Origin of the sequence: Emcibacter sp. SYSU 3D8 (assembly GCF_039655875.1) — a bacterium.
Lineage (GTDB): Bacteria > Pseudomonadota > Alphaproteobacteria > SMXS01 > SMXS01 > RI-34.
The window spans coordinates 650,524-671,736 of record NZ_JBBYXK010000001.1 but is presented as its reverse complement, the minus strand read 5'-3'; the positions used below and the strand labels follow the sequence as shown (position 1 = coordinate 671,736).

Below are 21,213 nucleotides of genomic sequence, written 5' to 3'. Positions count from 1 at the left end.
TTTCCAGCCAGAAAAGAATCAACTCAGGGATTACAGTCATGTCAGTAGCCGCACGATGGGAGAAGCAGGGTGATATCGGCATCATTACAGTCGATAGCCCGCCGGTAAATGCCCTTTCGGCGCCGGTGCGTCAGGGAATTTTCGACGGCGTGAAGGCGCTCGATGCCGATGCCGAGGTCAAGGCCATCATCCTGATCTGCGATGGCCGCACCTTCATCGCCGGCGCCGACATCACCGAGTTCGGCAAGCCGCCGAAGGGGCCGGACCTGCGCTCGGTGCAGGAAACCATGGAAAATGCCTCGAAACCGATCATCGCGGCGATCCACGGCACCGCGCTGGGCGGCGGCCTGGAGACGGCGCTGGCGGCCCATTACCGCGTCGCCGTGCCGTCCGCCCAGGTGGGTTTGCCCGAGGTCAAGCTGGGCCTGTTGCCGGGCGCCGGCGGCACCCAGCGCCTGCCGCGCCTGATCGGTCCGGAGCGGGCGCTGAAGGTGATCGTCGACGGCAACCCGATCAAGGCGCCCGAGGCCAGGAAGCTCGAGATCATCGACGCCGTGGTTGACGGCGACCTGCGCGAGGGCGCCCTCGATTTCGCCCGCAAGCTGATCGACCGGGGTGCACCGCTGCGCAAGGTCCGCGACATCCAGATCGACGCCTCGAGCCTGCCCGAAAACTTTTTCGCGGATTTCCGCAAGGGCCTGAACAAGCTGCGCGGCTTCCCGGCACCCGAGAAGATCGTCCAGACCATCGAGGCGGCGGTGAACCTGCCGTTCGACGAGGGCATGAAGGTCGAGCGCGCCGGCATCACCGAGCTGATGGCGAGCACCGAATCCAAGGCGCTGCGCTACATGTTCTTCGCCGAGCGCGAGGTGGCCAAGATTCCGGACGTGCCCCGGGACACGCCGCTGCGCAAGATCGAGACGGCGGCCGTGCTGGGCGCGGGCACCATGGGCGGCGGCATCGCCATGAACTTCGCCAATGCGGGCATTCCGGTCACCGTGATCGAGGCGACCCAGGAAGCGCTCGACCGCGGCATGAAGATCATCGAGCAGAACTACCGCAACACCCAGGCCAAGGGCCGGCTGACCGCCGGGCAGGTGGACACGCGGCTTAGCCTGATCACGCCCAGCCTGAGCTATGACGACATTGCCGGCGTCGACATCGTCATCGAGGCGATCTTCGAAAACATGGAGATCAAGAAGGAGGTGTTCCGCAAGCTGGACTCGATCTGCAAGCCCGGCTGCATCCTGGCGTCGAACACGTCCTATCTGGATCTCAACGAGATCGCGTCGGTCACCGGCCGGCCCGAGGATGTCATCGGCCTGCACTTCTTCAGCCCCGCCAACGTCATGCGGCTGCTGGAGGTCGTGCGCGGTGCGAAGACGGGCAAGGACGTGCTCGCGACCTGCATGGCGCTGGCCAAGACCATCGGCAAGATCGGCGTGGTCGCGGGGGTGTGCCACGGCTTCATCGGCAACCGCATGATCGCCCGCTACGGCGGCGAGGCGAACAAGATGCTGTGGGAAGGCGCGACGCCGCACCAGATCGACAGCGTGCTCTACGACTTCGGCATGCCCATGGGACCGCTGCAGATGGGCGACCTGGCCGGTCTCGACGTGGGCGCCCGGGCCCGCAGCGAGTTCCCCGACATGTTCCCGATCGATCCCAAATTCCCGGTGATCGCCGACATCCTGGTGGCCAAGGGCCGCCACGGCCAGAAGACCAAGGCCGGCTATTACAAGTACGGCGACGACCGCAAGGCAATGCCCGATCCGGAAGTCGAGGCGATCATTGCCGCCGCCGCCCGGGAGCGGGGCATCGAACAGCGTGAGATTTCCAACGAGGAGATCATCGAGCGCTGCATCTATGCCGCCATCAACGAAGGCGCGCGCGAGCTGGAGGAGGGGATTGCACTGCGTCCCTGCGACATCGACATCATCTGGATCAACGGTTATGGCTTCCCGTCCTATCGCGGCGGGCCGATGTTCTATGCGGACACGGTCGGCGTCGACAAGGTGCACGCGGCGGTCGAGAAGTATCGCCAGCTCTACGGCGACCGCAGCTGGAAGCACTCGTGGCTGCTGGAAAAGCTGGCCCGCGCCGGCAAGGGCTTCGCCGACTGGAAGGACGTGATGTAACCGGCGGCGTTCCTTTCAGGGTGGCCATTTGATCCCATCAAGGGGCACCCTACATAAAGTCGGCACATCCGGGCGCCGCGTTCCTTGCCGACAGGACGCGGCGCCTCGGGCTTCAGCACTCCCGTCTCGATCAAGGATTTTCATGGACCAGGCCAACCCGCAGACCATTCGCCTCCAGGATTACCGGGCTCCCTCCTTCGCGATCGGGACCATCGACCTGACGTTCGACCTCGGCGAGGCGTTCACCACCGTCACCTCCGTGCTGAACGTGGTCCGCGAACGTCCGGGCGAGCCGCTGGAACTCGATGGCGATGAACTGGAACTGGTGTCGCTGAAGGTCGACGGGCGCAAGCTGTCGCACGAGGACTACACGGTCACGCCGCACTCGCTGATCGTGCCGGTGATCGGCGACCGGGCCGAAGTCGAGATCGTCACCCGCATCAGGCCGCAGGACAATACCCAGCTTTCCGGCCTCTACAAGTCGAGCGGCAATTTCTGCAGCCAGTGCGAGGCGCAGGGTTTCCGCCGCATCACCTATTTCCTCGACCGGCCCGACGTGCTGTCGCGCTACACCACCACCATCACCGCCGACAAGGCGAAGTACCCGGTGCTGCTGTCGAACGGTAACCTGATCGAGGAACGCGACCTGGACGGCGGGCGGCACCTGGCGGTGTGGGAAGATCCGTTCCTGAAGCCCTGCTACCTGTTCGCGCTGGTGGCGGGCGACCTGGCGCATATCGAGGATCATTTCATCACCTCCTCGGGCCGCGACGTCACCTTGCGCATCTATACGGTGGCCGAAGACGCCGACAAGTGCGCGCACGCCATGGAGTCGCTGAAAAAGGCGATGAAGTGGGACGAGGATACCTATGGCCTCGAATACGATCTCGATATCTACAACATCGTCGCGGTGCGGGACTTCAATGCCGGCGCCATGGAGAACAAGAGTCTCAACGTGTTCAACAGCGCCTATGTGCTGGCGACGCCGGAAACCGCGACCGACGCCAACTTCAACGCCATCGAGAGCGTCATCGCCCACGAATATTTTCACAACTGGACCGGCAACCGCATCACCTGCCGCGACTGGTTCCAGCTCAGCCTGAAGGAAGGGCTGACCGTATTCCGCGACCAGCAGTTCTCGGCCGACACCCAGTCGGCCGCCGAGCAGCGGATCGGCGACGTGAAGTCGCTGCGCGCCCGCCAGTTCCCCGAGGACGCCGGCCCGCAGGCGCATCCCGTCCGCCCTGAATCCTATATCGAGATCAACAACTTCTACACCTCGACCGTGTACGAGAAGGGGGCCGAGGTGATCCGCATGATGCAGACCATCATCGGCAGGGACAATTTCCGCAAGGGCATGGACCTTTATGTGGCGCGGCACGACGGCACCGCCGCCACGGTGGAGGGTTTCGCCGCCGCCATGCAGGACGCCTCGGGCGTGGATCTGACCCAGTTCAAGCGCTGGTACGGCCAGGCCGGCACGCCGCATCTGGAAGTGCGCGGCGCCTGGGACGCCGGCGCGCAGACCTACACCCTCGATGTCAAGCAGTCGACGGGGCCGACGCCGGGCCAGCCGGTCAAGCTGCCGCTGCACATCCCGCTGGCCATGGGGCTGTTGGGCCAGGGCGGGCAGCCATTGCCGCTGACGCTCGATGGCGAGAACACGGACGGACCGCTCAGCCGCGTGCTCGATGTCCGCGAGCCCGAGCAGCGCTTTACCTTCACCGGCGTCGCCGAGCGCCCGGTGCCGTCCCTCCTGCGCGGTTTTTCGGCGCCGGTGACCATGGATGCCGGCTACAGCCGCGACGATCTCGCGTTCCTGCTGCGCAGCGATCCGGACGCCTTCGCGCGCTGGGAAGCCGGGCAGACGCTCGCCACCGGCCTGATGCTGGAGTTGATCGCTGCCGTGCGGCGCGGCGAGATGCTGGTGCTCGACCCCAAATTCTCCGCCGCGTTCGAGAGCGTGCTGACCAGCACCGACCTGGACCCGGCGCTGGTCGCGCTCACCGTCATGCTGCCCAGCCAGGCCTATCTGGCGCAGCAGATGGCGGAAGTCGACGTGGAGGCCATCGAGCGCGTGCACTGCTTCGTGCGCGGCGAATTGTCGCGGCGGCTGCGCGACGATTTCCGGGGCATCTTCGACCGGCTCAACGACCGCGGCGCCTATGTGTTCGAGACCGCCGCGGTGGGCCGCCGCAGCCTGAAGAACGTGGCGCTGTCCTACCTGATGGCTGATCCGGCGCCCGAGATCGTGGCGTTGTGCCGCGACGAGTTCTTCCGCGCGGACAACATGACGGATTCGCTGGCGGCGCTGACCGCGCTGGCCAGCACCGACACGCCCGCCCGCCAGGAGGCGATCGACGCGTTCTACGCGAAATGGGCAGCCAATCCGCTGGTGATCGACAAATGGATGTCGGTCCAGGCCCTGTCCGACCTGCCGGACACGCTGGAGCGGGTGAAGGCGCTGATGGGCCACGAAGCCTTCTCGATGCGCAATCCCAACCGGGTGCGCTCGCTGGTCGGCGCCTTCACCCAGTCCAACCAGCCCCGCTTCCACGACGCGGACGGCGAGGGCTATCGGCTGCTGGCCGACGTGGTGCTGGAGCTGAACAAGATCAATCCCGGCATCGCCGCACGCATGACCGGCGGCTTCAACCAGTGGCGGCGCTTCGACGACAAGCGCCGTGCCCTGATGCGCGCGGAACTGGAGCGGATCCTGCGCCAGCCCGGCCTGTCGAAGGACGTCTACGAAATCGCCTCGAAGAGCGTGGCGGGGGCGTAGGGCGCAAAACATCCAAGTCTGCGAGGCCTCGTGAGAGTAGGCTGGACGGATCGACAATGGGGTGCGTTATCGCCGGGCTGAGTAACTGATGAGCTTCGCGGGATGGGGGAATTTTCCCCGCAGGCAGGGGGAACTGGAAACGCTGCGGGATCCCGCCGCCGTGCGCCGTGCGGTGCTGGGCGGCGGTCCGGTACTGGCGCATGGTGCAGGCAGATCCTATGGCGATGCGGCGCTGGGGGCCGGCCGTACGCTCGGATTGCGCGGGCTGGACCGCTTCCTGGCGTATGACGAGGCCAGCCGGGACTTGACCGTCGAGGCGGGGGTCATGCTGTCGGACGTCATCGACGCCGTGCTGCCGCGCGGCCTGTTCCCGCCGGTCGTGCCCGGCACCCGGTATGTAACCATCGGCGGCATGGTCGCCTCCAACGTCCATGGCAAGAACCATCACGTGGCCGGCGCCTTCGGCGCGCATGTCTCGGCGCTGACGCTCGTTACGGCGCAGGGCGATGTGGTGCGCTGTAGCCGCGGCGAGAACGCGCAATTGTTTCGCGCCACCATCGGCGGGATGGGCCTGACCGGCATCGTCACCGACGTCACCTTCCGCCTGATCCCGGTGGAAACCGCCTTCATCCGCCAGGAAACACTGTCCGCGCCCGACCTCGCCGCCGCCATGCGACTGCTGGAGGAGTCCCGCAACCGGACCTACAGCGTCGCGTGGATCGACGGGTTGGGGAAGGGCGGCCTGGGCCGTGCCCTGGTGTTCCGGGGTGAACACGCGCTGCGTGCCGATCTGGATGACGACCAGGCGCGGGCGCCGCTGCGGACCGGCACCCCGCCGCGCCTTGCCGTCCCGTTCCACTTGCCTGCCTTCACCCTGAACCGGTTGTCGGCTTCCGCTTTCAACGAGCTTTACTACCGGATGAATGCGCGCCGGGAAGGGATGCGGGTCGTCGGATATCTGCCGTACTTCTTTCCGCTCGACGGCGTCGCGCACTGGAACCGGATCTATGGCAGCAGAGGCTTCATCCAGCATCAGTGCGTCATTCCCCGCGCCGGCAGCTCAGCGGCGCTGGGCGAGATGCTGGCCCTGATCGCCCGCGAGGGAAATCCTTCGTTCCTCACTGTTCTCAAATTGCTGGGGCCCGGCGACGCGGGCATGATCGGCTTTCCCATGGAAGGGTTTACATTGGCTATCGACTTCCCCGTGAGCGACGACACGTTGCGGCTGGCCGCCGCGCTGGACCGTATCGTGGTCGCCAGTGGCGGCCGGCTCTACCTGGCGAAAGATGCCCGGCAGGATCGCGGGATCTTCGATGCGGGCTATGGCGAGGCCGATGCATTCCGCGCGTTTCGCGCCGAGGCAGGCGCATCGGCCAGGTTCCGGTCGCTGCAATCGGAAAGACTCGGGCTTTGAGCGGCCAGCGCACGGTCCTCGTGCTGGGCGGCACGTCCGATATCGGCTTCGCCATCGCACGGCGCTACGCAGAGCAGGGCTGGACGGTGCTGCTGGCGGCGCGCGACGCGGACCGCGCCGAACGCAATGCCAATGACCTTCGGCTGCGTTACCGGGGCGAGGCGGTGGCGGTGGCGTTCGACGCGCTGTCGCTCGAGTTCCATGCCCGTTTTCTCGATGGCCTCGGTATGCTGCCCGACACGGCGGTGTGCGTGATCGGCGTGCTGGGCGACCAGGCGCGTGCGGAAGCCGATCCCGACCATGCGGCGGCAATCCTGCGGGCCAATTTCGAGGGACCGGCGCTGTTGCTGGGCGAGATCGCCCGGCGGATGGCGGCGCGGGGGCGGGGCACCATTGTCGGCGTCAGTTCCGTCGCCGGCGACAGGGGGCGAGGCTCCAATTATGTCTACGGATCGGCCAAGGCCGGATTGACCGCGTTTCTCTCCGGCCTGCGCAACCGGTTCGCGGGGCAGGGCGTCCATGTAATGACCGTCAAGCCCGGCTTCGTCCGTACCGCCATGACGGAAGGCATGAAACTGCCCGGGCAGATCACCGCCGAACCCGGCCAGGTCGGCCGCGCGGTCTATCGGGCGGCCGAGAAGAGCAGGCGGAACGTGATTTACGTTTTGCCGGTCTGGCGCCTGATCATGCTGATCATCGGCCACATTCCCGAGTTCCTCTTCAAGAAACTGAAGCTTTAGCCAAGGGCGCGCCGGCGGCCTGTGCGCCGCCCGTGGAATCCGCTTGACTCCAAATTCAAACATGTTTGAAATAGCGATGATGTGAACAGCGATCACAGCTTCGGGGAGGAAGTTACGTGACCAATTTCGGCCTCAGATTCGATTTGCGCCGTCATCCGGACGGCGCCAGCCATCAGGCGCTCTACAAGGCCTGCATTGAGCAATGCGTCTGGGCCGACAGGCTCGGGTTCACCACCATTATGATCTCCGAGCATCACATCGCGCCCAGCGGCTACATGCCGTCGCCGATCGTGCTGGGCGGCGCCATTGCGGCACGGACCAGCCGGGCGCGCATCCGAATCTCGTCACTGGTAGCGCCGCTCCATAATCCGCTGCGCCTCGCCGAGGACCTGGCGACGCTTGACATCATCTCGGGCGGGCGGCTGGAGCCGGTGTTCAGCGGCGGCTATGTGGGCGACGAGTTCGAGGCCATCGGCACCTCACTCGCGGCCCGTAAGGACTTCATGGAGGACCTGCCGCCTTTCCTGCGCGCCGCTTGGGCGGGCGAGGAGGTGTCCTGGCGCGGTGGTCCCAAATTCCGCGTCACCACCCTGCCGGTGCAGAAGCCGTTCGTGCCGATCTGGATGGGCGGCGCCTCGAAGGCCGCCGCCCGGCGCGCGGCGCGGCATGCCGACCAGTTCCAGCCCGCGCATTCGTCCCTGTGGGAGGTCTATGAGGAGGAGTTGGCGAAGCTGGGCAAGCCGATTCCGCCGCGTCTGCCGCCCAGCGACATGTTCTGGGTCGCCGAGGATCCCGACGCGTTCTGGGCGCGGTTCGCGCCGCACGCCATGCTCGAGAACAATGAGTACGGCGGCTGGTACGAGGCGTGGAACGCGTGGAACGGCTATATCGTCCAGCAGGACAATGACGCGCTGAGGGCCACCAGCCGTTATCCGGTGGTGACCCCAGATGAGGCCGTCCGCCGCGCGCGTGCCCTCGGCCCTGACGGATTCGTGATGCTCCAGTGCATGTCGGGCGGCTTCGATCCCGACCTGCAATGGGAGAGCCTCGAGCTGGTGAAGAACAAGGTGCTGCCGGCGATCGCCGCTCAGCCGGAAGCGGTGCGGGCATGACCCGCGGCATGGACGCGCTGTTCCAGCCGCTCCAGGTCGGGACGATGGCTCTGCGCAACCGCATCATGCTGCCGCCCCACGGCGCGGCCGTCGGCAATCTCTGGGGCAGCCTGGACGATGCCAGGGTGAACGTCGGGTACTGGGCGTCCCGCGCCCGGGACGGCGCCGGATGGATCGACGGAATCACCGGTTTCGTCGACAACTCGCTGCTGGTGCCCGGTTTCGTCCCCACCGGCCTGGGCGCGGTGCGGCACGGCGTGTTCCGCGCACCGTTCTTCAAGGAGCGGGCAGGGATGTATTGCGACGCCATCCATGAGGCCGGCGCCTGCGCCACCAGCCAGCTGGTGATGCAGGGCGGCATGCCGCACAGCCCGTCGGGGCGGATCGCCAACTACACCAACAATCAGGTGTCCCATGCGCTGAGGGCAGACGAAATCCGCTGGTTCGTCGACGAATACGCCTTCTCGGCGCGGCAGGCGAAGGAAGCCGGCCTGGACGGCGTCGAGCTGCACGCCAATCACGAGGACCTGCTGGAGTTGTTTTTCTCTCCCGCGACGAACCTTCGCGACGACGAATACGGCGGCGACTTCGAGCGCCGGATGCGCTTCATCCGCGATATCCTCTCGGCGATCCGGGCCGAGGTGGGCAGCGACTTCACCATCGGCGTCCGGCTCAACATGGACGAGCTGTTCGAGGGCGGCTATGACGCCGACGGCGGCCTTGCCATCGCCCAGGCGCTCGAGGCCACCGGGCATGTCGATTACATCCACGGCGTCATCGGCAACAGCTGGGGCGCGCCCAGCTACCTGCAGCCGCATAATTACGGCATCGCGCAGTGGTCGGGAATGGCCGGACGCTTCAAGGCGGCGCTGAAGCTGCCCTTCGTCTATACGGGCCGCGTCACCACCATCGAGGCCGGCGCCGAAATCATCGCCAACGGCCAGGCCGACGTGGTCGGCATGGCGCGCGCCAATTTCGCCGAACCGAACATCGTCTCGAAGGCGAAGGCGGGAAAAGTCGACGAAATCCGTCCTTGCATCGGCTGCAATGATTGCCTGCACGCGCGCAGCGTCGAGGGGATGCCGTTCGGCTGCGCCGTCAACCCGCGCACCGGCCGCGAGACCGAGCCGGTGCTGGGCGAGGCGGCGGTGAAGAAGCGGGTGCTGGTGGTGGGCGGCGGTCCGGCCGGGCTGGAACTGGCCGCGCTGCTGGCCGAGCTGGGCCATGCGGTCACCCTCTGGGAACGCGGCGCGGCGCTGGGCGGCCAAATGCGCATTGCCGGGGCGGTGCCCGAGAACCGGGCGTTTATCGATTTCCTCGACTTCCAGCGGCGCCGTCTCGACCGCCTCGGCGTCGAGGTGGTGGTTGGCAAGGACGCCACGGTGGAAAACGTCGCGGCGTTCGGTGCCGACACCGTCGCATTGGCGACGGGGGCCACCGCCCGCCGGCCAGACGTCGCCGGTGCCCACCTGCCATTCGTGGTCGACGGCCGCGATGTGATGACGGGCGCCGTGACGGTCGGAGAGCGTGTGGCCGTCATCGCCGCCGAGGACCACATGCAGCCGCTGGTCGTCGCCAGCTTCCTGGTCGACCGGGGCAAGCAGGTCCAACTGATCTACCAGACGCCGGCGATCGCGCCGTTGGTCGGCAAGTATTCGATCGGCGCACCGCTCGCCAAGATCAGCGCCCGCGGCGCGCGGGTCAGGGTCATGGAGCGGGTCGTCGCCATCGAGCAGGGAAGGCTGCATACCCGCAACGTTTATTCGGGCGCAGAGAGCGAAGTGGTCGACTTCGACAATGTGGTGCTTGCCTGCGGCGGCGTCGCCGAAAGCGGCCTCTACGACGCCCTGCGCGGGACGGTGAAAGACCTACATATTCTGGGCGATGCCTACGCGCCGCGCCGCATCTGGTTCGCCACGCGCCAGGCCTATGAGCTGGCCGCGACGATCTGATGCGGATGATCGAACCAATGAAGATGTCTCGTCCCTCGCTCAACCGAAGTCAGCACGGCCCGATTGCCGGATGGATAAGCCGATGGATATGAAAACCACCGAACTCCTGCGCGACCACATCGAGATCGAGCGCTCGCGCAACGCGCCGCCCGACGGTTTTCCCGACCTGCCGCCGATCCCGGCCGGCCGCTACACCGACCCGGCGTTCCACGCCCTCGAGAAGCGGGAAATCTTCGACAAGGCCTGGCTCTATGCAGGCTCTGGCTGGGAAATCCCCGATGCCGGCGATTTCAAGTCGTTCGACAACTTCAGGCGCGCGCCGGTTCTGATCATCCGCGGCAAGGACATGAAGGTGCGGGCGTTCTACAACACCTGCCAGCACCGCGGCGCCACGATCACGCGCGAGCCCTGCGGCCATGCCGGCAGCCGGTTGAAATGCCAGTTCCACAGCTGGACCTATGACCTTGAGGGCAAGTTGGTGGGGATTCCCGGACCGTGGGACTTCGCGCCCGATATGGACCGCAGCAAGCACAATCTGAAGCCGGTGCGCTGCGAGATGTGGGGCGAACACATCTTCGTCAACCTGTCGCCGGACGGGCCCGATCTGGCCACCTATCTGGGGCCTGTCGCCTCGGATTTCGAATGGGCGGCGAAGCTGCGCCCGTCGAACCGCCGCGCGCGGGTGATGGCCTGCAACTGGAAGATCGCCATCGAGGCGTTCATCGAGGTCTATCACATCACCACGATCCATCCGGAAACCGTGTCGGGCACCATCGACTATCGGGGGACGGTGTCGACATTCTTTCCGCATGGCCATTCGCGGATGATCGTCCCCAATACGCCCAGCTACTACAAGGAACCGCCGGAAGCGATTCCGGATGACTGGGACGAGGGCCGGGCGCTGCGCGGCGAGGCCAACGTATCCTATCACATCTTTCCCAATCTGCTCACGCCGGCCAGCCAGACCGGCTACATCCTGATGGAGTTCTGGCCGCTGGATCATAACCACACCGAGATCGTCACCTGGGTGGTCGAACAGGACTGGGGCGACGGCGAGCCGCCCGCGGACCATTGCGAGCGTGCCAGATATTTCGACGTGGTCCTCGACGAGGACACCTGGAACATGGAGCACATCCAGCACTCGCTGCTGTCGCCCAGCTTCGCCGGGCCGAAATGCTCCTATCACGAGAAGCGCATCTACTATCTGGAACAGCATGTCGACCATTTGCTGGGCGACCTCGTTCCTGAACACCTCAGGGTCGCGCCGCTGCTGGCCGACAGGATCGTCGAGACGGCATGCGCCGTCTGAACCACCATTCCACCGGGGAGACCGAACCATGTCCGATTACGATATCCTGATCCGTGGCGGCACCGTCATCGACGGCACCACCATTCCGCGATTCCGCGCCGACGTCGGCATCAAGAACGGCAAGGTCGCCAAGATCGGCGGCATCCGCAGGACGGCGACCGCCGACCGGGTGATCGACGCTGGCGGCAACATCGTCGCGCCCGGCTATATCGACATCCACACCCATTACGATGCGCAGATCCTGTGGGATCCCTATTGCACCATCTCGGGCTGGCACGGCGTCACCTCGGTGCTGCTGGGCAATTGCGGCTTCGGCTTCGCACCGATCCCGCCGCATATGCGCGACCGGGCGATGATGATGATGACCCGCAACGAGGCCATCTCGTTCGACACCATGAAGGAAGGCATGGAGTGGGACAAATATGGCTGGGAAACCATGCCGCAATGGATCGATCACCTGAAGCGCATCCCCAAGGGCGTCAACTGCCAGACCCTGGTGCCGCTCAACCCGCTCTATGCCTATGTGATGGGCAGTGTCGAGGAGGCCAAGAGCCGCCGGCCGACCACGGCTGAAAAGCAGCAGATGTTCGCGCTGATGAACGAGGCGATGGATCATGGCGCCTGCGGCTTCTCCTACCAGCGCTGCGGCGTGCCCTCGGTGCAGCCCGACTGGGATGGCACGCCCATGCCGACCGACGTGATCCCCGACTACGAGCTGATCGAGTTCGGCCGCGAACTGGCCAAGCGCGGCGAGGGCTTCATCGAGATGTTCGACGGCGCGCCGTCGGACCACGACACCGTCGAGGACTTCATGACCTCGCTGGCCGAGGCGTCACAGCGCCCCATCGTGCGCAATATCCTGCTGGCCAACGACCGGGATCCGGCGCGCCACGAGGCGTTCATCGACTGGCTGAACGAGTCCCACGAGAAAGGGCTGCAGGTCTACGGCATGGGCTTTACCGTGCGCTCGCCCACCCTGCTGACCTTCGAGGACTGGAGCCTGTGGGACAACGCGCCGCACTGGCACGGGGTGATGAACGGCCCGTATGAGCAGCGCGTCGCCATGATGAAGGACGAGAATATCCGCAAGGGCCTGCGCGAGGACATCGACAAGCGCCTGGTCGGCGGCCTGGGCACGTCCGGTATCGCGCAGGAGCTGCGTGTCCACGGTTCTGCCGGCTACGCCCATCTCGACAAATATGTGGACCGGGGCGTGGCGGAAATCGCCGCCACCGAGGGCCGGCACATCGCCGACGTGATCCTCGATATCTCCCTGGAGTCCGAGTTCAAGGCCGAGTTCGTCGGCAACGCCTACGACACCTGCGCCGAGACCACCGCCAAGGTGCTGGCCAATCCCTATGTGGTGCCCGGCATCTCCGACGGCGGCGCCCACTGCCACTTCGTGGTCCAGGGCGCCTATCCCACCGACCTGCTGGAATGGATGGTGCGGGAACAGGGCCTGATGACCGCCGAGCAGGCCCATTACGGCCTCAGCCGCCTGCCGGCGCATGTGTTGGGCCTGCCCGACCGCGGCATCCTGCGCGAGGGCGCGCCGGCAGACGTGGTGGTCTACGATCCGGACACCATCCGCCGCACGCCGTCCTGGGACAAGATGGAGAAGCTCTACGACCAGCCGGCCGGCGGCTGGCGCCGCGCGCAGCGGGCCGAGGGCCTCAACTTCACCATCGTCAACGGCCAGGTCACCTTCGAAGGCCTGGACTGCACCGGCGCCACGCCGGGCGAGGTGCTGCTCAGCAACCAGGAGTAGTTGGGATGAATCCGGCCGGCCGCAGTGCCGGCCGGATCAGCCTCTGAAGCCGGCGGCGATGAAGTCGACCAGTTCGTCGGGCGAGCTGTCGCTGTAGATGCCTTGCAGATGGGCGTCGCGGCTGTAGACCTGATTCATGATCGCGCCGATCGAGAATGCGAAGCGCTGCCGGACCTGCTGGGCGTTGAGGTGCGGGCAGGCGCGCATCAGTGCCGCGCGCATGCGGTCGTAGACCTCGGACATGGCCGTGACGTTCAGCCGGTCGGCGGTTTCCGGGCTGGTGAACAGCAGGCTGCGCAGTGCCTTTAGTACGCTGTCGTTGACCCAGATGTGGAATGCGGTGTCGACGAGCGGGCGAAAAATCTCGGCTACGTCCGGCGGCGCACCGCGCTCGTCCAGAGCCTGAAGGGTTTGCAGGATTTCCTGGTTCGCCGGCTGCATGCGCCTGCCGCAGACCACCACGAACAGCCCGTCGCGCGAGCCGAAATGATAGTTGATGGACGCGGTGTTGACGCCGGCCAGTGCGGTGATGGCGCGCACGGTGGCGGCAGATGCGCCGGCCTTGGCGAGAATTTCGTCCGCGGCGGCGATGATCTCTTCCTTGGGGTCGGCTTTGACGGCTGCGGCTTGTCTGGTCATGGCGTCAATTTTTCAAACATGTTTATAAGTTGTCAAGAAATGCTGGGCGTTCTTATTGGGTCGTCGTGGGCCACTTATAATCTTCCGGCCGAAAAGATTGAAGAACGTTCAGCATGGCCATCAGGTTGTGCTGCACGTTGTCGATACGGATCACGTTGTCGTATCCGGTGGTCCGAATGCCGCCCTCGACGAATTTCCGGAAACCCGGCGGCACATAGAACATGTCGATTTCGTCGGCGAACTGCAACTGCAGCACGTCGCGCAGGCCGCGAAGGATAGCCAGCCGGTAGAGTTCTGCCCGTTTCGGGTCGCCGCTTTCCCGCGCCAGGCGGAACGCATCGACCAGACCCTCCAGATAGATGCCGGTCGAAGAGGCATGCGGCGGGCCAAATCCGGCGCCCGGCGCATAGAAGCGGCCCATCAGGTCGCGGTACTCGGTGGGTATTGCCCATTGTTGCAGGCCGACCAGCCAGTCGTTCATCTCGAACACGAAGTCGCGCAGCTCGCTGTCGCTGGTGTGCTTCCAGATTCTGTAGTCGGCCTGGGTGTGCCAGCCGATGAAAGCCGGGTTGCGCTGGTCCCGGTACCATTGCCGGTAATGGCGGAACGAGGTCATGAACCGGTCCAGCAGGGCAGGGTCGGGCTGTTTGTCGTAGCGGGTTGCCCAGTAGAGCAGAGCCTCGCCGGGATAGAAGTTCTGGTTGCCGGTGCGCGAGGCCGGCCGCAGATAGGTGCGGAACGCGCCGCTGCCGGTATGCAGCCGGTCGATGGTGGCCGACAATGCGGCCTGCTCGGCGCCGTAGCGGCCGCCCGCGTGGCTTTCGGCGAGGGCGAGTCCGGCCAGTGCGACAGCGCCCAGCGATACCGTATCGCCAGGGCCGGTAATGATGCCCAGCGTTCCTTCCTGCCGGTAGGTATCGGCCATGTTGAAGGCCAGATTCCGTTCGGCGAGTTCCCATATCTGGGGATCCAGACGGGGTTGTGCCGCCCGCTCCAGCGCGATTGTCGCCATCCACTGGCGAATGGCGTTGTTGCCCTCCAGTGGCTTCAGTTCGCTGGGGCGGAAGCCATAGGGCAACTCGCCGCTGATTCCCACATTGGCGGTCAGCCAGCCGGTGGCAAGGCGCACGGCGCCGCGCACCGCGTCGGCGGTCACGTCCTGGGGCTTCACATAGACGTTGCCGCGCTCGAGCAGGAAGCCTTTCGGGGCCGCGCCCACGCGAACGAGTACCTGTTCGCCATCGAAGACGCGGATTCCCGCCTTCTGCAGGATTTCCGCCCGGTCGGTCTTGGCGGCGGCGGCGAAATCGCGCACCAGCCGGTCAGCCGTCACATTCCGCCGCAACACTTCGAGGGGCGAGTGCAGCTGGGTGGTGTCGCCATGGACAATTTCCAGTCCGCGGATGCCACGATGATGAGCGGCGAAGATCTGCTCGTCATATTCATCGGGGCTGACCTTGCGGAACGAATGGCCGAGAAACAGCTCGATGGAGTCGATATCGGCGCGCTCGTCCGCCGGCATCTGGCTGCGGAACCGGGTGAGGGCGGCGGTGAGAGCATCGAGCACGGTTCCGTCGCGCATCCACGCTTCGCGCACCACGCGGCCCTTCGACACCAGCGCCACGTTGACTGCCTGGGCTGGCGTGCTCAGGCGGGGTGGCAGCGGCAGGTCGCGCGCGCGCCCGTCGCGCCACAGGTCCGACACCACATAGGCGACGACCGGCAGTTGAAAGTCGGAGAGAACCTCGGCGGGCGCGCAGCAGGGGCTGCCGGCGGAGGTCACCAGCGCCCTGATCCGGCCTGCCAGTGTGCTGCCCAGTTCCGTCCGCAGGGCCAGAAACACGCCGAGCGCGACGACGAACACCAGGACACTGGCAATCAGCAGGCGCTGGGAGCCTGCGCCTGACCTTCTTTTCCTTCGCGCCATGAACGGGGTGCCGGCTTTCGTTGACGGTTGCTTGCGCGATGGTAAGCGTTTCGCCCTCCAGTGGGAACCGGTTCGCGTGCGCCGCGCCGTTACCTGACGAGCCGCACCGGCTGATGGATCAGGCGGTGCGGGTGCGCCGGCGGTTGCGGGCCAGCAACAGCAGGCCCAGTGCCAGCGCCAGCAACAGCAACATGCCCGGCTCGGGGATCGCGGCGCCCGGACCGAACAGGATGATGATCACCTGGTCGATGCTGACAAGACCGTCGAGCGTCAGCCTCAGGATACCCTGGAACTCACCGGTGCTGCCGAAGATGGCGCTGTCGATCTGCGCCAGCAGGTCGGTCGAGACCAGATCGAGCGTGCCGTCTCCGTCGATATCGAAGAGCCATTCCACCAACAGGCCGGGCGGGATCGTGTCGCCGATCGGCTGGCCGTTTATGGTCGAGGTGCGGCCATCCAGCGTCAGGGGATCGCCATACAGTGCTTGATACGGGCCAAGGCCCTCGGCCACCAGCAGCGCGGTGCCGTCGCCATCACCGCCCGGGGTGCCGCCGGTGCCATCGCCGCCCGTGCCGTCTCCGGGAGGCGTGCCGCCGCCATCGCCGTCACCGTCGCCATCACCGCCGCCGCTGGCCTCCGGACCGGTCGACAGACCGCCGCTGGGGTTGCTGACGCTGTTGCCGCCCGGGCCATTGCCAGGGGCGCCGCCGGGCAGGGTGGTTGCGGCGAAATTGGTTGCGTAGCCCGGGCCCTGTGTGCTGCTGCCAGCGGCCGGCCGCACTGTCTCGAGCACCGCGCTCACCAGGGCGGCCATCTGGGCGCCGAACGTATCGTCGGCGGCAACCACGATGATGCCAACCACATAGGTCGGAACGCCTGTCTGATGGAAATCGATGTAAAGCTGGCCGTTCTTGATTTCCTCGCGAAGCGCATAGACCGCGCCCTTGCCATGGGTCTGGTCCTGCACCAACGACACCATGGTCAATTCGGGCTCGATCTCCGGCGATATGCCCTGGCGGCCGAACAACACCTCGGCGGTGGCGAGGCCACCGCCCGGCGCGAACCTGCGGCAGGCGTCGCCGGAATCGCCGGCCAGTTGCTCGGCCGGTACGTCGTCTGGATTGTAGACGGGCTGCTCGATCCGGACCTGGTCCCGCTGGCCGCAGGCCTCCTCGTTCCAGTTCCGGCTGTTTCCATGGCTGTCACGCAGGTCGACCCGCCGCAACCTGTCGTCGCGGCGAAGGGTGTTGTATTCGCCGAATGCCACGGACGGGTCGATGCCGGCTTCCGAAGAAGTCAGCACATAGACCTTGTAGGTGCCGTTGGGGATCGGCGCGGTAAATACCGTCAGGCCTTTGACGCCGTCGCCCCACAGCATCTGCCGGCTGCTCTCGACATCCGAAGCCGAACCTTCGATATGATTGCTGTTGGCGGGAACACGGAGGAAGTCGTCATAGACCGGGTTGATCTCGCCGTTCTGTTGCATCACCGCACCCAGGTCGTAGCCGATGGAGCCGGGCGGCAGTGCAAAGTCGGGCTGAAAGTTGGCCGGCATGATGTAGCCAGTCCACAAGGCGGTAAACGCCGCCTCGGAGATGTTCTTGGTGGCTTCCTGCAGCGCGGTCAGCGAATCCGCGACGCGGCTGTCCTTGCCAAGGGCCTCGAGCAGCAGCTGGCTGCGGAAGGCAATGATGGTTTCATTGCCGCCGGCCGCGTCGAAATAGTCCAACAGCGCCCTCAGGCCGTCGTCGGTGCCGCTCAGCGCGCCGTCCGCCGCATGCCTGAACTCGTCCGAGATCAGCAGGGCGTTGCCTTCGGTGCCAAAACCCGTGGAGACCCGAAGCAGCGACAACTCGCCGCCAGTGCCCGAGAAGCGCGCCGACGTCTCCTTGGGGTTCAGGATTGCCCACAGCTTGTCGCCCAGCGCCTTGGGCGTTTCATAGACACGCACGGGTGTGGCGTTTGCCCTGGCGGCGTCTTCGGCATTGGCGGCCTGCCGGATTTCGGCCAGCTTGTCGTACAGCTCGAAGTCACCAAGGTGCTGGCCCGGCTTGATAAAAATCGTCGCGGCCACGAAGACGGCGGCGCCGATCAGGATCACGCTGGACAGGATGTCCCTGGATTTCATCAATACGCTCCGGCGATGCGGGCGACGACCCATGCCGCATCTTCAATAGCTACGTTGACAGTCCTGACGGTAGCAGAACCTATCTGCCAATAGCATAGATTGCGGACGAGATGGTGGGGTTATTACAGTTTTTATGTATTTTCCGTTCGGCGCCGGTCAGCTGCGACCGTAGATATCATCGAAGCGGACAATGTCGTCTTCGCCCAGATAACCGCCGGACTGAACCTCGATGATCTGCAATTCGGCGTCTCCCGCATTGCCCAGCCGGTGGGTGGTGCCGGCAGGAATGTAGGTGGACTCGTTGGCGCACAGGGTCATGACACGATCGCCGCTGGTGACCTCGGCCTGGCCGCTGACCACGACCCAATGCTCGGCGCGGTGACGGTGGCTCTGCAGCGACAGGCGCTGGCCGGGTTTCACCGCGATGCGTTTCACCTTGAAACCCGGTCCCAGATCCATGGTCTCGAACCAGCCCCACGGCCTGAAGACGCGCGGATGGAAGTGGGTTTCCTCGCGCTTGATCTCATCGAGACGCGACACCACGGTTTTCAGGTCCTGCGCCGCTTCAGCGCTCGATACCAGCACGGCATCCTTGGTGGCGACGACGACGACATCGTCCAGACCGTAGGTCACCACCAACGGCCCATCGCTGCGCACCAGGCTGTTTCTGGTTTCAATGGCGATCACATCTCCCCAGATCGCATTGCCGGATTCGTCCTTGTCGGCCACGTCGCGCAGCGCGCTCCACGATCCCACGTCGCTCCAGCCCATGGAAATGGGGATCACGGCCGCCCGGCTGGTCTTCTCCATGACGGCGTAGTCGATGGAATTGGATGGCGAGGCGGCAAAACTTTCCTCGTCGAGGCGCACGAAGTCCAGGTCGGTTCGGGCCTTGTCCACGGCTGCCTCGCAGGCCGCCAGCATGGCCGGCTCGAGCCGCTTCAGTTCGGCAAGGAAATCGGTGGCGCGAAACAGGAACAGGCCGCTGTTCCACAGGTGCCGGCCACCATCCACATAGCCTTGCGCGGTGGCGGCGTCGGGCTTTTCCACGAATCGCCGCACAGCGAGCGCAGCGCCGCCGCCGGGCAGCGGTTCGCCAGCCTCGATGTAGCCATAGCCGGTTTCCGGCTTGTCCGGCCGGATCCCGAAGGTGACCAGTGCACCGGTTGATTGCGCGGTCTCGGCTGCGGATTCCAGGGCCGCCTGAAACGCCGGCAAGTCGCGGATGACGTGATCGGATGGGGACAGCAGCACGATCGGATCGGGGTCCTGACGCAGCGCCCACAACGACGCCACCGCAGCCGCCGGCGCCGTGTTGCGGCCTTCCGGCTCCAGGATGATCGCGCCCGGCGTCACGCCCGCGCCGCGAATCTGCTCGCCGATGATGAACCGATAGGCCTCGCTGCACAGCGCGATCGGCGGGGCAAACCGCCCGGTGTCGGCGAAGCGGCCCGCCGTTACCTGCAACAGCGATTGCGGTTCCAGAAGCGAGAGCAGTTGCTTGGGGTGGTTGCGGCGCGACAAAGGCCACAGCCGTGTGCCCGACCCGCCGCAAAGAATGGCGGGATGAATCTTCTGGTTCATCCGCGTACTCACAATAATGCCCAAGGCAGTTTGGGCTTCGGCCAAGCCGAGGGTCAACCCCGGAAAAGTGACATTGTTGGGGCACGGCCTCGCGCCGGCGAATTGCACCGGCCGGTACCGGGAGCCTGCTCTAGCATCTTGGAATCGATTGCGTTTTGCACGTCCACATGATTCCAACCGGATGCGGTATGGTATTAGTATGCTGGAGCCGGGCGGAAGACGGCCGAACAGGCGCTGGCAGGCTTGGTAAACTGGAAGGGGCGCTCGATCTGTGATCCGGATTTTCGGGCATTATCTGTCGCGGGCGGTCCTTGGGCTGGCGTTGTTCGAAACCTTCGTGCTGCTCGGCGCACTCTATGGCGCGCAGTCGCTGCGCCTGTCGATCAGCGGGCTGGGCGATTCCAGCCTCGATGATCCGACGGCGGAATATGCAATCTTCGTCGTCACCATCCAGACCGTGATGCTGATCCTTGGGCTGTACCAGCGGGATACCTGGCGCAGCCTGCGGCAGACCGTGGTGACGCTGACGGCGGCGTTCGTGCTCAGCACGCTGGTCATGGCGCTGCTGTTCTTCCTGTATCCGCCGGTCGCCCTGTGGCGCAGCATTTTCGTGTCGGGCATCGTGGTCGCGTTTATCGCGATCCTGCTGGTCAGGCTGATCTTTATCGGCGTTCTCGACCTGGACCTGTTCAAGAGCCGGGTGCTGGTGCTCGGCGCAGGCAAGCTTGCCGAGCGGATTGCCGGGGTGCAGCAGGGCGCGCGCTCGCGCAGTTTCAGTGAGATCAGCTTCCTGCGCATGGGTCACGAGGCCGGCAACGTGTCGCCGGTACATCAACTGGCTGAAATTCCGTCGCTGCGCGATTTCGCCCTCGAGAAGCAGGTCGACGAGATCGTCACCGCCATGGAAGAGCGGCGTGGCGCCCTGCCGGTGCGCGAGTTGCTCGATTGCCGGTTGGCCGGCATTCGCATCACCGACTATGCCGCGTTCATGGAGCGCGAAACCGGCAAGGTCGACCTGGACGGCTTCGTGCCCAGTTGGCTGATCTACTCCCAGGGCTCCACCGAGGCGCAGATCCGCCTGCTGATCAAGCGTGGCATCGACCTGCTTGCCAGTCTTGTCCTGGTGACGCTGACGGCGCCCGTGGTGCTGCTCGCGGCATTGCTGGTGCGTCTCACCAGCCCTGGACCCGTGCTGTTCCGGCAGGAGAGGGTCGGCCAGCACGGGAGGACGTTCATGCTCTACAAGTTCCGCAGCATGCGGGTGGACGCCGAGGCCGGCGGTCCCAAATGGGCCTCGGAAAACGATCCGAGAGTGACAGCGGTGGGCCGCGTCATCCGCAAGCTGCGGATTGACGAGCTGCCGCAGATATTCAACGTGTTGAAGGGCGACATGAGTTTCGTCGGGCCACGGCCGGAACAGCCGAAATTCGTCGCCGATCTGGCCCGTCAGCTGCCATATTATGCCGAACGGCATACGGTCCGACCGGGGATTACCGGTTGGGCACAGGTCAATTATCCCTACGGCGCGTCGGTCGAGGATGCGTGGCAAAAGGCGCAATACGATCTGTACTACATCAAGAATTTCTCGGTGTTCCTCGATATTCTCATCCTGATAAAGACAATCCGCGTCATCCTGTTCGGGACGGGCGCGCGTTGACCGGGGCCTGTTCGGCTTTGATCGGCAAGGGCGGGTGTCTATAGTGCGCTGCGGGTTCAGGGA

At 65.4% G+C, this 21,213-nt stretch carries 13 protein-coding genes; 9 read left to right on the top strand and 4 right to left on the bottom strand.

The genetic code is table 11. The annotated features are described in order from the left end of the window. Window positions 1-38 precede the first annotated feature (38 nt). The 8 genes from WJU21_RS03270 to WJU21_RS03235 all read left to right on the top strand — a co-directional run bounded on the left by WJU21_RS03270 (window position 39) and on the right by WJU21_RS03235 (window position 13,215). Entirely contained in the window at window positions 39-2,138 is a 2,100-nt protein-coding gene (locus WJU21_RS03270; RefSeq protein WP_346321943.1) for a 3-hydroxyacyl-CoA dehydrogenase NAD-binding domain-containing protein, read from the top strand. Window positions 2,139-2,280: 142 nt separating this feature from the next. After that, a complete protein-coding gene (gene pepN, locus WJU21_RS03265; RefSeq protein ID WP_346321942.1) occupies window positions 2,281-4,920 on the top strand; it encodes an aminopeptidase N in 2,640 nt (879 codons plus the stop codon). 88 nt (window positions 4,921-5,008) lie between these two features. Continuing rightward, complete coding sequence (locus WJU21_RS03260; RefSeq protein WP_346321941.1) at window positions 5,009-6,334, top strand: FAD-binding oxidoreductase; 1,326 nt, start codon at window positions 5,009-5,011, stop codon at window positions 6,332-6,334. Then, window positions 6,331-7,074: an SDR family oxidoreductase gene (locus WJU21_RS03255; protein WP_346321940.1), complete on the top strand. Its 744-nt coding sequence runs from the start codon at window positions 6,331-6,333 to the stop codon at window positions 7,072-7,074. Before WJU21_RS03260 ends, WJU21_RS03255 begins: the two co-directional genes overlap by 4 nt. A gap of 116 nt (window positions 7,075-7,190) precedes the next feature. After that, window positions 7,191-8,186 (top strand): LLM class flavin-dependent oxidoreductase, encoded by a 996-nt coding sequence (locus tag WJU21_RS03250; RefSeq protein WP_346321939.1) that lies wholly within the window; start codon window positions 7,191-7,193, stop codon window positions 8,184-8,186. Next, window positions 8,183-10,138: an FAD-dependent oxidoreductase gene (locus WJU21_RS03245; RefSeq protein ID WP_346321938.1), complete on the top strand. Its 1,956-nt coding sequence runs from the start codon at window positions 8,183-8,185 to the stop codon at window positions 10,136-10,138. The genes WJU21_RS03250 and WJU21_RS03245 overlap by 4 nt, the downstream gene beginning before the upstream one ends. A gap of 82 nt (window positions 10,139-10,220) precedes the next feature. Next, window positions 10,221-11,447, top strand: coding sequence for an aromatic ring-hydroxylating dioxygenase subunit alpha (locus WJU21_RS03240; RefSeq protein WP_346321937.1), 1,227 nt, complete (start codon window positions 10,221-10,223; stop codon window positions 11,445-11,447). 28 nt (window positions 11,448-11,475) lie between these two features. Next, window positions 11,476-13,215, top strand: a complete 1,740-nt coding sequence (locus WJU21_RS03235) for an amidohydrolase family protein (RefSeq protein ID WP_346321936.1) — start codon at window positions 11,476-11,478, stop codon at window positions 13,213-13,215. Window positions 13,216-13,251: 36 nt separating this feature from the next. On the opposite strand, the gene WJU21_RS03230 is transcribed toward WJU21_RS03235, so the two are convergent. From WJU21_RS03230 to WJU21_RS03215, 4 genes are all read right to left on the bottom strand, one after another. Continuing rightward, window positions 13,252-13,854 carry a TetR/AcrR family transcriptional regulator gene (locus WJU21_RS03230; RefSeq protein ID WP_346321935.1) on the bottom strand — a complete coding sequence of 201 codons (603 nt, stop codon included), beginning with the start codon at window positions 13,852-13,854 and terminating at the stop codon, window positions 13,252-13,254. Window positions 13,855-13,906: 52 nt separating this feature from the next. Further along, on the bottom strand, window positions 13,907-15,781 hold the full coding sequence (locus tag WJU21_RS03225; protein ID WP_346321934.1) for a hypothetical protein: 1,875 nt from the start codon (window positions 15,779-15,781) through the stop codon (window positions 13,907-13,909). Window positions 15,782-15,899: 118 nt separating this feature from the next. Next, window positions 15,900-17,909, bottom strand: coding sequence for a PEP-CTERM sorting domain-containing protein (locus WJU21_RS03220; RefSeq protein WP_346321933.1), 2,010 nt, complete (start codon window positions 17,907-17,909; stop codon window positions 15,900-15,902). A gap of 156 nt (window positions 17,910-18,065) precedes the next feature. Then, window positions 18,066-19,493 (bottom strand): mannose-1-phosphate guanylyltransferase/mannose-6-phosphate isomerase, encoded by a 1,428-nt coding sequence (locus WJU21_RS03215; RefSeq protein WP_346321932.1) that lies wholly within the window; start codon window positions 19,491-19,493, stop codon window positions 18,066-18,068. Window positions 19,494-19,764: 271 nt separating this feature from the next. Between WJU21_RS03215 and WJU21_RS03210 the strand changes: the two genes are divergently transcribed. Then, on the top strand, window positions 19,765-21,150 hold the full coding sequence (locus tag WJU21_RS03210; RefSeq protein ID WP_346321931.1) for a TIGR03013 family XrtA/PEP-CTERM system glycosyltransferase: 1,386 nt from the start codon (window positions 19,765-19,767) through the stop codon (window positions 21,148-21,150). Window positions 21,151-21,213 lie beyond the last annotated feature (63 nt).